The sequence below is a fragment of the Microbacterium sp. LS_15 genome, assembly GCF_041954735.1.
Classification (GTDB): domain Bacteria; phylum Actinomycetota; class Actinomycetes; order Actinomycetales; family Microbacteriaceae; genus Microbacterium.
The window spans coordinates 129,276-141,527 of sequence record NZ_JAVAYD010000002.1; the positions used below are offsets into that span (position 1 = coordinate 129,276).

Genomic DNA, 12,252 nt, shown 5'->3' on the forward strand with positions numbered 1-12,252 from the left:
GCACTGACCATCGTTCGCTCCACCCGTTCCCTCGTGCTGACGTGACCCGTAGGCGGGGGCCGGCGCGCGGCGCCGACCCCCGCGTGGAGTGCTACTGGCTCGGTGCCTTGTCGGCGAGACCCTCGCGGTCGATGACCGTCTGGATGGCCTTGTTCGCGGTGTCGATCGCGGCATCCGGCGACGCGGACCCCTTCATGACCGACTCGAAGGCGGTGCCGACCGCGAGGGAGACGTCCCACGGGTAGGTGGGCTCGGGGATCGCGTTCGGGGCGATCTCCTCGGTGATGATCGACGACCAGGGGGCGTCGGCCGCCTTCGGGTCGGCCGCCACGGCATCCTGCACCGACTGCCGCACCGGCGCCTTGGTGAACTGCGTGTCGACGAAGAACGGCACGAGGTTCTCGGGGTCGCCCGCGATGGCCCAGGAGAGGAACTCCCCCGCGGCCTCGGCGTTCTTGGTCTTCGCGTCGACGACCCACTTGAAGTTGCCGAGCGTGGTCGCGGTGCGGCCGTCGGCCTCCGCGGAGTTCACCATCGGGCCGATCCCGGTCTTGCCGAGCACGTCGGCGTAGTCGGAGCCGATCTCCGACAGCATCCACGATCCGGAGACCTTGAACGCGACCTTCTCCTCGCCGAAGTCCTTGCCCCCGCCGTAGTCCGCGAGGGGCTGCTTGGGCATGTACCCCTCGTCCCACAGCGTCTTGTACTGCGTCATCATGTCGCGGTACCCGGCGTCGTCGATGTCGGCGGCGGTCCAGTCGGAGTTCAGCGCGGTGTGCCCGGCGAAGTTGTACTGCTGTCCGACGGTCGACCACGCGAACGTCGCCGCGTCCTGCGCCGGCGAGATGCAGTACTGCCCGTCGGCGAGCGTGGGCTGGATCTTGGCGCACGCGTCCATGAGCTCGTCCCATGTGGTCGGCCCCTGCTCCGAGTCGACGCCCGCCGCGTCCAGCATGTCCTTGTTCCAGAACAGCACGGCCTGCGGCTCGAGCAGCAGCGGATAGGCGTAATAGGTGCCGTCGATCTCGGACACGGGCTTCGCGGCATCCGAGATCTCAGCGAGGGCGTCGTCCGGCACGATCCCGTCCAGTTCGTGCAGCTGCCCCGCGTTCACCGCATCCTGGATGCTGCCGGGGTGGGTGTAGATGTCAGGCGCCTTGCCCGCGGCCTGCGCGGCCTTCATCTTCTGGTCCCACGCGTCGCCGGGCACCTGCGTGCCGACGACCTTGATCTCGTCCTGCGAGTCGTTGAACTTCTTGATGATGTCCTCGTACCACTCGTTCTCGACCGGCGTGAAGTTGCGGTGCCAGAACTGGATCGTGGTGACGCCGTCCTCGCCGCCGGAGTCGGCGGATTCTCCTGGCGTGCCGGATCCGCAGCCCGCGATCATCGCGCCGATGGTGAGAGCCCCGAGAGCGGCGAACGTCGCCCTGCGGGTGCGTGGGGTGATTCTCATGGGTTCCTCCTCAGGAACGGACTCCTCGTCGAGTCGCTGCTGTGTGCTCGGCTGTCGCCGAAACCCACCGGCCCCGCCGACGGTCCTCGGCGACCGGGTATGCGCCAGAGTAGGCGAAATCGATTTCATAAGCAAGGGATCCGAGATCTCAGTTCGCCCGCTCGAGATCGGCAGAGAACCAGAACACGTTGTACGGCCCCCACAGCGACAGCGTGAAGTGGATGCGCCTGCCGTCCTCCGTCACGTACCGCGGATTCAGGTACGGCGAGTAGAGACCCTCGTACTCGCTGCCCGGCACGAGCTCGAGCGGATCGCCCCACGGCCCCCACGGCGTGATGCCCTCTCGGATGTACGCGTCCCCCGCGTCGGAGTAGGTCATGACCCATCGATCGAGGTACGTCGACCACATCACCGAGAGCTCACCGATCGTGCCGTCGACCACGGTCTGGGCGTCGGCCATGTCGTCGCTCCAGGTCGGCGCACCGCCGTCGACCCCGGCGAAGTACGAGTACGCCGACTGGTCCTCGACGGCCTCCTCTGTCGCTCGGACACGCATGAGCTGCACGCTGCCGAAGCGTCCGGACGGGATCGACCAGAAGTAGATCCAATGCTCGCCGCCCTCGTTCACCTCGGCGGTCGCGACCTGGACGAAGTTGGAGTCCCCCGGCCATTCGATGCCCTCGACGGGGTCCCAGGTCCGGCCGCCGTCGCGCGAGACGATCAGCGCCGATCGATTGGCATCCCAGGCCCCGGGCTCTCCCCAGAAGCGCACCGACATGTACGACACGTACATGGTGTCGCCGATCGCGAAGCCGTAGGTGGGGATCTTCGTGACCTCTCCCTCCGCGCCGTTGGCATCGTGATCGCCCTCGATGAGGGCCTCCGCCAGGCCGATGTCGTCGGTCACCCACCCGTCGAAGTCGATGCCGTCGGTCGGGTCGTCGTCCTCCGTCCACGCCGCGACGTTCGACCGCCAGAACCCACCCTGCCCGCCGATCGACTCCGGGTCGCGCTCGCCGAACGTGTCGCCGAAGAAGAAGAAGGTGCGGTCGCCGACGTTCGTCATCGAACCGAGATCGGTGCCGGCCACCGACACCGACGCCGTGTCGTTCATCGCGCCGGGTCCGGTCAAGCGAGCGATCTCGGTGAGGTTCGAGACACCCTCGAGCACGAACGGCTTGTCGGGGTTCGGATCCACGCTCACGACGGATCCCCCGGCTCCTGCGGCGCAGCCGGAGAGCGCCAAAGCCAGAACGACGGATGCCGCGGCCAGGCGGCGATGCAATGCGGACGCACGGCGCATGATCCTCCTCGATCGGCGGTGCGGGAGCACCGCGCCTGGCATCGAACCTAGCGAAATCGATTTCAGAGCACTAGGGTCTCAGGCATGTCCGCGTCGAGCGAAGGACCCTGGCTGCGCGCCGACGGTGAGCCGCGGTGGGGCCACCGCGACGGCATCCGGATCGGCATCCCTCCCCTGCCCGGCCCGCGAGGTCTCCTGCGCGTCTACACGCCGTACCTCGACCACCCGCCCGAACGACTCGTGAACTTCATCGCCGTCGAACCGATCCCGCAGGGGCGGGCGGAGCGCGGGTTCTCGGAGCTGGAGCCGAGCACGCTCGACCCCGGCGAGCGCGGCAAGCGCATGTGGGCGGCCGACGACCCGGAGGCCGCAGCGAACCCCGCCGCGTCGGCGGGGCCCGCCCGCGGGGTCATCGCCGAGATCGACGGTGTCGAGACCCTGACGGTGTGGATCGGGGTCGAGCGCTTCGACGAGGGGGCAGACGTGCGTGTGCGCGTGCGCTTCGCCGCCGATCGCCCGCACGAGGTCGAGGTCGCGGGGTTCGCGAACGAGGGCTCGGTGCCGCTCGCCCATCTCGTGCTGACGGCCACCATGGGCAATTGGGCGAGACTGCGGATGCTGCGACTCGCGGACCGCATCGTCACCCCGGCGGACCTGTGGCCGGGATTCACCGGCACTGCCTTCACGGAGCACGGGCGCTTCCGCCTCGCGGAGCTCGTTCGCGACGACGGGGCAGCGATCGTCGAAGCCGTCGGGGACGAGGAGGATCCGTGGTCGGTCGAGTACGCGCCCGACACCGCCGACCATTGGAGGTTCCTCGGCCGGCGTTCGGTGCAGCGGTGGCGGGTCGACGATCCGCATCCCGAGCTCGAAGCGCGAGTGAATGCCCGCTGGGCGTACTGGGCCAGCACCTCGCCGATCCCCGGCGGTCCGGCGTTCGAGAACGTCGAGATCGTCGAGCCGTTCCGCCAGGGGGCGGCGTTCCGGTTCTCGGTCGAACCGGTGTGAGCGGAGTGCCGCCGTGCCGGTGTCAGCTGATCCAGGCCGGCACGCGTCCGCGCAGGAACGCGCCGTCGAGCGAGAAGCGCCCGGCGCCGGTGAACGCGAGCGCCAGGGCCGCCACGCCGAGCACCGCGACGAACTCGTAGCCGCCCTCGCCCACCCAGAGGCCGGCGGGCAGGTGCACGGCGACGAGCGCGACGACCATGTCGACCGCGAGCAGGATGCCGACGGGCCGCGTGAACAGACCGAGCGCGAGCAGGATGCCGCCGATCAGCTCGAGGAACGCGACGAGCGGAGCGGCGATCTCGGGCAGCGGGATGCCCATTCCCGAGAAGCTCCCGATGGTTCCGGGGATCGTGTACTCGAAGACCTTCTGCGCACCGTGGGCGGCGAAGATCCCGCCGACGACGAGCCGCAGGACCAGCAGTCCGAACGAGGGGGCGGCAGAGGGGGCGGTGGTGTTCGTCATGAGGAGTTCTTCCTTCGTGGCAGGACACCGCGCCAGGCGCGGAGCAGGGGCGTTCCCTGCCTCCACGCTAGGAACGACACTTTGCGATCTCCTGTGCGCGGCGAGCTCCGGCGGCTGCTGACGCCGACGGGGCGGGGCGACCGCATCGCCCCACCCCTCCGGTCATCCGCTCCGCCCGCGCTCAGCCGGCTGTGGCGTTCTCGTAGGCGCGCATCGCGGCCTGCTGCGCGTCGGCGAGCGCCTCCTCCGGCTCCTTGTCGCCGAGCAGGGCCGCGGTGATCGCGTTGTTCAGCTCGTTCTGGATCTCCTGCCCCGCGGGCGAGGAGCCGAACGACTGGCCGTAGCCGACGACGTCATAGAACGTCGAGATGACCTGGTCGAAGCCGGCGTTGCCGGTCTCGGTGACGAACTGGTCGCGGATCGCCTCGTCGGCCGCGGGAGAGCCGGTGAACAGGCCGGTGTTGAGCCCGCCGTCGTCGGCGAGGGTCTGCGCCCTGGCCTCCCCGGCGGCCATCCATGCGTCGTCCGAGGTGAGGTCGACCATCCACGCGCAGGCCGCCGCCGGGTTCTTCGCGCCGACCGGCACGACGAACGCCGTGCCAGAGGCGACCGAGAACGGTTCGCCGTCCTTGTCGCGGAACGGCACGGCCTCGATGTCGATCTGATCCGCGTACGGACCGAGCACATTCGGGTACCACTGCGCGTTGACCTGCGCGCCGACCTGACCGGCGACGTACTGGTTGTCGTCGCCGAACGTGTCGAACGAGTCGGTGAAGCTCTTCACCGCCGCGAATCCGCCCTGGGCGTCGGTGATGCGCTTCAGCAGCTCGATGCCGGCGAGGTTGCTCGGGTCATCGAGTGTCGGGGCGCCCTCGTCGTCGTTGAGCTGCCCTCCCATCGCGAGGATCCAGAGTCCGCCCTGGCCTGTCGCGACCGGGTCGAACCCGAGTCGCGACGGCACACCGCCCGACTCCTGATAGATCTTGCCGATCACGTCGATGAGACCGTCGGGGTCCGACGTGTCGAACTGGTCGGGGGTGACGCCGGCCTCGGCGAGCACCGTCTTGTTCACGATGATGGCCGGCGGCTGGTAGAACTGCGGCACCGCCCAGACCTCGTCGTCGTACGTGACGTCGTCGACCACGAACGGATACCAGTGGTCGCGCGGCTCGACGTCCTGCGCCGCGAAGCACTCGTCGAGCGGCATGATCAGGCCCTGCGCCGCGTAGGTCGTCACGTAGCGGCGGTCCATCTGCACGACGTCGGGCACGTCGCCGCTCGCGATGCGCGTGGTGAACTTCTGCGCGTCGAAGGCCGTGGCATCGAGGTCGACCTCGACATCGGCGAGCTGATCGGCCGCGTAGTCGACACGGGACTGCCCCACGTCATCGGCGTTCTCGAAGCCCCAGGCGTTGAGGGTGCCGGTGGGTTCGGCGTCGAAGTCGGCATCCGCGCCGCCTTCGTCCGCGCCTCCCCCGCTGCAGCCGGCGAGGACGAGGGCGGATGCCGCGGCGATGGCGGCGAATCCCAGGATGCGGGTGCGCATGTCATTCCTTCTTTCGTTGCTGTGTGGTGTCGGATCGGTGGAGGAGCCGTGGTGTCCCGGTCGGCCCCTGCGGGCTAGCCTTTTCGGCCCTGGGTGGCGACGCCCTCGATGAAGTAGCGCTGCCCGAAGGCGAACAGGAGGAGCATGGGCAGCGTGACGATCAGCGACGCCACCATGACGTACTGGTAATCGCCGTGGCCGCCGGCCGTCGGGCTGTACTTTGTCATGGCATAGGCGATGCCGAGCGGTGCCGTGAACTCGTCGACGGACCCCGCGTTCAGATAGATGAGCGCCGACTGCAGGTTGTTCCAGCTGGCCTGGAACTCGAACAGGAAGACGATGATGAACGACGGGATCGAGAGCGGCATCGCGATGCGCCAGAACAGCCCCCAGTAGCTGGCCCCGTCGAGACGCGCGGCCTCGAAGAGCTCCCGCGGCAGGCCGAGGAAGAACTGCCGCTGCAGGAAGATGTAGAACGCGGAGCCGAAGAGGTTCATGCCCCACAGGGGCACCCACGTGCCCAGCATCCCCGTCTCCTTCCAGATCAGGTAGATCGGGATCATCGTGACGGCGCCCGGCAGCATCATCGTGGCGAGGACGAGTCCGAAGAGCAGTCCGCGGCCGGGGAACGTGAAGTACGCGAAGCCGAACGCGACGATCGAGCTCGAGATCGCGACAGCCCCGGCGGCGAGCAGCGCGATCGCGACGCTGTTCCACATCCAGCTGAGCAGCGGGAGCTGGTTCCACACCTCGATGTAGTTCTCGGGCACGAACGTCTTGGGGATGAGCGCGTTGTCGAAGACCTCTCCGCGGGGCTTGAAGCTCGCGGCGAGCAGCCACACGAACGGGTAGAGGAAGAGGAGCCCGAACCCGACGAGGATGACGGCGAGCACGATCCGCACCGCGAGGCTCTTCGGCTGCGACATCGCGCGCCGCCATCGCGACTTGTCGGGCACGGTGATCGCGCGGGTCTCGTTCTCGAGCACGGGCTCGGCGGCAGGCGGCAGCTGCCGCAGGGACGTCGACATCAGCGGTCTCCCTCGTAGTAGACGAACCGGTTGCCGACCTTCACCTGGATGACCGTGATGATCATGATGATGACGAACAGCAGCCAGGCCATGGCGGCGGCGAAACCGAAGTTGAACTGACGGAAGGCCTGTTGGAAGAGGTAGATCGCATAGAAGAGCGACGCCTCGGGAGACGAGTTGCTCTGATCTCGCCAGAACAGCAGATACGCCTGGTCGAAGATCTGGAAGGCGGCGATCGACAGCACGATGACGTTGAAGAACATCGCGCCGGAGATCATCGGGAGCGTGATCGAGAAGAAGCGGCGGATCGCCCCCGCGCCGTCGATGGACGCGACCTCGTAGAGCTCGGTCGGCACGTTCTTCAGCGCCGCGAGGAAGATCACCATCGTGCCGGCGACCGTCCACAGAGTCATGATGACGATGCTCGGCTTCACCCATGCGGGGTCGACGAGCCACTGCGGACCCTGGACGCCGAAGAGGCGCAGGAACTGGTTGATCGCGCCGGAGTTGCCGTTCAGCAGCAGGAAGAACACGGCGGCGGTCGCGACGGCCGGCGTCATCTTCGGCAGGTAGTAGAGGGTGCGGAAGATGCCGGCCCCGCGGCCCACGCGGTTGAGCAGCAGCGCGAGGATGAGCGCGAAGACGATTTCGAGCGGCACGGCCATGACGACGTAGAAGAGGGTGTTGGCGAGCGAGACGCCCACCCGCGGATCCTCGAACAGCTGCTCGTAGTTGGTCGTGCCGACGGGCCGGGCCGTGTTGGTCGCGAGGTTGTAGTTGCTGAACGAGATGTAGAGGCTGTACGCCATCGCCCCCGCGGTGAAGATCAGGAACCCGATGATCCACGGCGAGATGAAGAGGTATCCGGCGAGCGCCTCGCGCTTGTTGTAGTGCTGCGTCAGTTCGCGCCCGTTGCCGTCTCGAACGCGACCGCGACGACCTGCGCTGCGCTGCGTGGTCTCCTCGCGGTGCCGGGTGTCTGTCATGTCGTGTCTCCCGTCGCCTGTGGCACCGCGAAAGGTTAGGACCGGAGAAGCGCTCCTCCATGCCCCTTGCGCTTCTCCGCTCGGTTGTGCTTCTCGTTCGGCCCCCGCCGGCCGAACCGTGCTCCGCGCCGCCATCAGCCGCACTCCGTAGACTCGCCAGGAGACGCGGCGCGCGATCCGGCGCGCGACGGGGAAGGGGCAGCGGCGAAGGTGAGGGCACGAGCGGTCTTCGGCGTGCTGCGCCTCGCGACGGCGAGCGTCTGCACCGTGGCCCTCGTGCACCGGCTGTTCTGGGGCCTCAGCTCTCGCACGATCGCCGGCGACAACTTCTTCGCCTACCTGACCGTCCAGTCGAACTGCGCTCTGGTCGTCGTGCTCGTGATCGGCGCGGTCCTGGCTTTCGCACGGGCGACCGACCCGCGATGGTTCACGGTCGCGCTGGCCCTGGTGCTGACCTGGACGATCACCGCCGGCCTCGCGTTCGCCCTGATCGTCTGGCAGGCGGGGCTGCGCGGCATCCGCGTCGACGTCCCGTGGTCCGATCAGGTGCTGCACTTCTACCTGCCGGCCTGCACCGCCCTCGCCTGGGTCCTGACCCCCGGACACAGGGGCGTCCCGTGGTGGGTCGTGCCGACCGCGCTGGCCTTCCCGCTCGCCTGGGGCGGGGTCACGCTGTGGCGGGGCCCGATCGTCGGCTGGTACCCGTACTACTTCCTCGACCCCCGGCAGGTGTCGGGGCCGCCGGAGTTCCTCATCACAAGCGCGATCGCCCTCGCGATCTTCGCCGCCGTCGCGGCGGTCATCGTCCTCGTCAGCAGGATGCGTCGTCGAGGCCACGACAGGCCGCCGGTCTGACGTCCGCGGGCGTCAGGGCGTCGGGAGGAACGGAGCCAGCGACGCAATGGCCGCCTCGAGGGCCTGCTGATCGTCGAGCTCGGCGAACTCGCCCGCGGCCTCGCCGCCGACAATCCCCACGACGATGCTCTCCCCCGTCTCCGGGGTGAGGTCGAACCAGGTGCGGATCAGCGCGTCGCCGCCGACGACATGCCACACCGTCGGCACGGCGGGATCGGCGGACGCATCCCCATCGGGTTCCTCCGGGGCCGTCGCCGCGAACGGCGACTCCTCGAACCGCATCCATACGGTCTCGATGCGCCCCATGCCCAGTTCGGCGATCGCTCCGCGCTGGCCGAACGGGAGCGCCGGCGCGAACTGCAGCCCCTCGCCCTGCAGCACCCCGAGGGGAACGGTGATGACGACGCGGTCGAACGACAGCGACTCCCCTGTCGCGATGCCGAGGCTCACCCCGGCCTCGTCGTAGGCCACTCGTGACACCGGCGACGTCAGGCTCACCTTCGCGCCGTCGAGCAGGTCGTCGACGATCGTTGCGAGATCGCCGAGCGGAGCGGTGAACTCGCCCGGCGGCAGGGTCGGCGGGAACCACGTCGACGCCTCGTCGACGTCGGAGCCGGAGGACGCTGCGATCGCGGCGAGCAGCGCGACCACGCCGGGGTCGTCGAGGTCGACGCCCGCGTCGGTCAGGGCGTCGGCCAGCGCGACGTCGGCCGGCTGCTGCTGCCCTGCGGTGATCGCCGCCTGCACGGGGTCGGACGACACCGGGTCGACGTCGCCGTCGGCGGAGCGCCACAGCGGGGTGCCGAGCGTCGTCGAGCGGATGTCGAGGCGGGTGAGCTGCGCGGCCATCTCGGTGTCGGCGGAGGCGAGCAGCCACCCGCCCAGCTGTGCCGGGACGGGCCACTGCTCCTCGTCGACCACGGACTGCACTCGCCCGCCCACCCGGTCGCGGGCCTCGAACACCATGACCTCGTATCCGGCGGCCACGAGCCGCGAGGTCGCCGCGGCGCCGGCCAACCCCGCACCGATCACGGCGATCCGCTCACCGTCGCCCGCGGCGCGGATGACATCGTCTGCCGCGCGGTCACCGGATCGCAGGGCCGCGTCGATCGTGCCCGGTGCCTCGGTGTCGGTGGCCTCGCCGGCGAAGAAGAGACGGTCGTCGACCGGGGCGGCAAGGGTCTCGCGCGCGCTCTGCTGCGTGCCGGCCGGAGTGTAGCTCGCGGCGCCGAGCGAGAACGGGTCGCTGGTCCAGGCGCTGCGCGCGAACGCGGTGGGCGAGATCGCACCCCCGGTCGGCGTCGGCGTCGGCGTCCGCGAGGGCGTGGGAGTGGGCGCCGGCTCGGGCGTGCAGGAGGCGAGAATCACTCCCAGGACGCCGGCGCCGGCGCCGATCAGCAGAGTGCGACGCGTCATCCTCATCGTGTCGCAACGATACCGCGCCGAGGTGGGCGAGCTCTCCTGCCCCGCCCGCCGGATTCGACGATTTCTCCCCGGACTCAGTTCCGGCTACTGCCCGGATGCCAGAGCACGAGCTCGGTGGAGCGGCGGATGCGTCGACCGCTCGGCATCGGGACGACGCCCGACGAACCGGCAGCGAAGACGCGGACGCCGGGGCGGTTCTCCCGCTCCGCGCGCAGGGCGGCGTCGAGCTCGGCGATGCGACGGCGCAGCATCCGGTTCTCGTCCTCCAGATCGAGGAGTCGAGCGATGGCGGGAAGGCTCATGCCCTCGGACGAGAGCTGTGCGACCTCGCGCAGCTGCTCGATGTTGCGGGTCGAGTAGCGGCGCGAGCCGCCCGAGGTGCGGCCGGGCACCACGAGCCCGATCCGGTCGTACTGCCGCAGGGTCTGCGGGTGCATCCCGGCGAGATCGGCCGCGACGGCGATCGCGAACACCGGGGTGTCGGCATCCATCTGCATGTCAGCCATGGAGTGTCACCTTCTTCCGTCCGGTGTTCGTGATCGTCGTCATGGTCACCGCCGTGCCTTCGCCATGAGATCGGCGCGGGGGTTCTCGGCGGGTTCGAGGGCCTGGAACCTCTGCAGGGCCTCCTTGGCCTCCTCGTCGAGGTGCGACGGCACCGCGACCTGGAGTTCGGCGAGCAGGTCGCCGGTGCCCTTGGCGGTCGTGACGCCGCGCCCCTTGACGCGCAGGACGCGCCCCGAGGGGGTGCCGGGTGCGACGCGGAGCTTGACCGTCTCGCCGCCCAGGGTGGGCACCTCGATGGTCGCGCCCAGCGCGGCCTCGGTGAAGGTCACCGGAACGACGATGCGCAGGTTCAGTCCGTCACGGGTGAATACCGGATGCGGTCGAACAGTGATCTGCACCACGATGTCGCCGCTCTCGCCGCCGTCCGGGGACGGGCGCCCCCGACCGCGCAGACGGATCTTCTGTCCGTCGGAGACGCCTGCGGGGATCTTCACCTTGAACGGCTTGCCGTCCTCGCCCTGCAGGGTGATGGTCTCGCCCTGCACGGCGGTGACGAAGTCGAGCGTGGTGCGTGCGGTGACGTCGGCGCCCCGCTGGGGGCCGCCGAAGCCGCGGAACCCCCCGGAGGTCTGCCCGAACCGGCCGGAGCCGAACGAGCCGCCCTGCCCCTGGTTGAACATCGCGAAGATGTCCTCGAAGTCGGCGGACTGTCCGCGCCCCTGCTGGCCGAACCGGCTGAACACGTCTTCGAAGCCGCCACCGGACTGGCCACCCGCCGTGAAGCGGGCGCCCGAGCCCATGGCGCGGATCTCGTCGTACTCCTTGCGCTGCTCGGAGTCGGAGAGCACCGAGTAGGCCTCGCTGATCTCCTTGAACTTCGCCTCCGCCTTCTCGTCACCCTGATTGGAGTCGGGGTGGTACTTGCGTGCGAGCTTGCGGTACGTCTTCTTGAGATCGGCGTCGCTGACGTCCTTCGAGACCCCGAGGGTCTTGTAGAAGTCCTTGTCGAACCAGTCCTGGCTAGCCATTCATCACCTACTCGGCAGGTACGGCGACGACGACCTTCGCTGGCCGCAGCTCGACGTCGCCGAGGCGGTATCCGACCTCCACCACCTCGAGGATCGTGGTGGTCGTGGCGCCGGGGGTGGGTTGCTGGAAGATGGCCTCGTGGCGCTGCGGGTCGAACTCCTCGCCCTTCTCGCCGTACGAGACCACACCGAGGCGATCGACCACGGCGCGCACCTTGTCGGCGATCACGGCGAAGGGCGTGCCCTCGACGAGGTCACCGTGCTGGGCGGCGCGGGCGAGATCGTCGAGCACGGGGATGAGGCCCTTGGCGGCCTCGCCCTTCGCGCGCTCGATCTCGACCTGACGCTGCTCCTCGGTGCGGCGGCGGTAGTTGGCGTACTCGGCCTGCAGGCGCTTGAGGTCGTGCAACAGCGCGTCCTCGGCGTCCGCCAGTGCGGCGTCGCCTGCCGCGGCCTCCTCGGTCTGCCCCGCGCTGAGGATGTCGTCGACCGTCAGGTCGTCGGGGGCGCCGTCGACCGGCGTCTCGTCCGATCCCTCGGCGGCCATCGCCTCGCGGGAGTCCTGGTTCTGCGGCTCGGGGCCGGATGCCTGAGCATCCGACCCCTCGCTGCGAACCTCGTCGTCGTCGAAGTTCTTGTCCGTCATG

At 69.3% G+C, this 12,252-nt stretch carries 12 protein-coding genes; 2 read left to right on the forward strand and 10 right to left on the reverse strand.

The window, feature by feature from the left end; translation table 11 throughout:
• Window positions 1–91: 91 nt before the first annotated feature.
• On the reverse strand, window positions 92–1,456 hold the full coding sequence (locus RAC69_RS04695; RefSeq protein WP_375085478.1) for an ABC transporter substrate-binding protein: 1,365 nt from the start codon (window positions 1,454–1,456) through the stop codon (window positions 92–94).
• Between the two features lie 148 nt (window positions 1,457–1,604).
• Window positions 1,605–2,759, reverse strand: coding sequence for a DUF4185 domain-containing protein (locus tag RAC69_RS04700; protein ID WP_375085480.1), 1,155 nt, complete (start codon window positions 2,757–2,759; stop codon window positions 1,605–1,607).
• Window positions 2,760–2,843: 84 nt separating this feature from the next.
• Between RAC69_RS04700 and RAC69_RS04705 the strand changes: the two genes are divergently transcribed.
• A complete protein-coding gene (locus RAC69_RS04705) occupies window positions 2,844–3,767 on the forward strand; it encodes a hypothetical protein (RefSeq protein ID WP_375085482.1) in 924 nt (307 codons plus the stop codon).
• A 22-nt stretch (window positions 3,768–3,789) separates the two neighbouring features.
• Here the strand turns inward: RAC69_RS04705 and RAC69_RS04710 are convergent, their stop codons facing one another.
• The 4 genes from RAC69_RS04710 to RAC69_RS04725 all read right to left on the reverse strand — a co-directional run bounded on the left by RAC69_RS04710 (window position 3,790) and on the right by RAC69_RS04725 (window position 7,790).
• Window positions 3,790–4,230, reverse strand: a complete 441-nt coding sequence (locus tag RAC69_RS04710) for a DoxX family protein (protein WP_341933127.1) — start codon at window positions 4,228–4,230, stop codon at window positions 3,790–3,792.
• 181 nt (window positions 4,231–4,411) lie between these two features.
• Window positions 4,412–5,776 carry an extracellular solute-binding protein gene (locus RAC69_RS04715; RefSeq protein WP_375085483.1) on the reverse strand — a complete coding sequence of 455 codons (1,365 nt, stop codon included), beginning with the start codon at window positions 5,774–5,776 and terminating at the stop codon, window positions 4,412–4,414.
• A gap of 74 nt (window positions 5,777–5,850) precedes the next feature.
• Window positions 5,851–6,804: a carbohydrate ABC transporter permease gene (locus RAC69_RS04720; protein WP_375085484.1), complete on the reverse strand. Its 954-nt coding sequence runs from the start codon at window positions 6,802–6,804 to the stop codon at window positions 5,851–5,853.
• Window positions 6,804–7,790 carry a carbohydrate ABC transporter permease gene (locus RAC69_RS04725; protein ID WP_375085486.1) on the reverse strand — a complete coding sequence of 329 codons (987 nt, stop codon included), beginning with the start codon at window positions 7,788–7,790 and terminating at the stop codon, window positions 6,804–6,806. The genes RAC69_RS04720 and RAC69_RS04725 overlap by 1 nt, the downstream gene beginning before the upstream one ends.
• 210 nt (window positions 7,791–8,000) lie before the next feature.
• Between RAC69_RS04725 and RAC69_RS04730 the strand changes: the two genes are divergently transcribed.
• A complete protein-coding gene (locus RAC69_RS04730; protein WP_375085488.1) occupies window positions 8,001–8,645 on the forward strand; it encodes a Pr6Pr family membrane protein in 645 nt (214 codons plus the stop codon).
• Between the two features lie 12 nt (window positions 8,646–8,657).
• Here the strand turns inward: RAC69_RS04730 and RAC69_RS04735 are convergent, their stop codons facing one another.
• The 4 genes from RAC69_RS04735 to RAC69_RS04750 all read right to left on the reverse strand — a co-directional run bounded on the left by RAC69_RS04735 (window position 8,658) and on the right by RAC69_RS04750 (window position 12,251).
• Complete coding sequence (locus tag RAC69_RS04735) at window positions 8,658–10,061, reverse strand: FAD-dependent oxidoreductase (RefSeq protein ID WP_375085489.1); 1,404 nt, start codon at window positions 10,059–10,061, stop codon at window positions 8,658–8,660.
• Between the two features lie 83 nt (window positions 10,062–10,144).
• On the reverse strand, window positions 10,145–10,576 hold the full coding sequence (locus RAC69_RS04740) for a heat shock protein transcriptional repressor HspR (protein ID WP_375085491.1): 432 nt from the start codon (window positions 10,574–10,576) through the stop codon (window positions 10,145–10,147).
• A 45-nt stretch (window positions 10,577–10,621) separates the two neighbouring features.
• Window positions 10,622–11,605 (reverse strand): DnaJ C-terminal domain-containing protein, encoded by a 984-nt coding sequence (locus RAC69_RS04745; protein ID WP_375085493.1) that lies wholly within the window; start codon window positions 11,603–11,605, stop codon window positions 10,622–10,624.
• A gap of 7 nt (window positions 11,606–11,612) precedes the next feature.
• On the reverse strand, window positions 11,613–12,251 hold the full coding sequence (locus RAC69_RS04750) for a nucleotide exchange factor GrpE (protein ID WP_341933119.1): 639 nt from the start codon (window positions 12,249–12,251) through the stop codon (window positions 11,613–11,615).
• Between the last annotated feature and the right edge of the window lies 1 nt (window position 12,252).

Excerpts from the sequence above, each read along its gene's own strand:
- RAC69_RS04695 (WP_375085478.1), bottom strand. The coding sequence starts at position 1,456 with ATGAGAATCACCCCACGCACCCGCAGGGCGACGTTCGCCGCTCTCGGG.
- RAC69_RS04700 (WP_375085480.1), bottom strand. The coding sequence starts at position 2,759 with ATGCGCCGTGCGTCCGCATTGCATCGCCGCCTGGCCGCGGCATCCGTC.
- RAC69_RS04705 (WP_375085482.1), top strand. The coding sequence starts at position 2,844 with ATGTCCGCGTCGAGCGAAGGACCCTGGCTGCGCGCCGACGGTGAGCCG.
- RAC69_RS04710 (WP_341933127.1), bottom strand. The coding sequence starts at position 4,230 with ATGACGAACACCACCGCCCCCTCTGCCGCCCCCTCGTTCGGACTGCTG.
- RAC69_RS04715 (WP_375085483.1), bottom strand. The coding sequence starts at position 5,776 with ATGCGCACCCGCATCCTGGGATTCGCCGCCATCGCCGCGGCATCCGCC.
- RAC69_RS04720 (WP_375085484.1), bottom strand. The coding sequence starts at position 6,804 with ATGTCGACGTCCCTGCGGCAGCTGCCGCCTGCCGCCGAGCCCGTGCTC.
- RAC69_RS04725 (WP_375085486.1), bottom strand. The coding sequence starts at position 7,790 with ATGACAGACACCCGGCACCGCGAGGAGACCACGCAGCGCAGCGCAGGT.
- RAC69_RS04735 (WP_375085489.1), bottom strand. The coding sequence starts at position 10,061 with ATGACGCGTCGCACTCTGCTGATCGGCGCCGGCGCCGGCGTCCTGGGA.
- RAC69_RS04740 (WP_375085491.1), bottom strand. The coding sequence starts at position 10,576 with ATGGCTGACATGCAGATGGATGCCGACACCCCGGTGTTCGCGATCGCC.
- RAC69_RS04745 (WP_375085493.1), bottom strand. The coding sequence starts at position 11,605 with ATGGCTAGCCAGGACTGGTTCGACAAGGACTTCTACAAGACCCTCGGG.
- RAC69_RS04750 (WP_341933119.1), bottom strand. The coding sequence starts at position 12,251 with ATGACGGACAAGAACTTCGACGACGACGAGGTTCGCAGCGAGGGGTCG.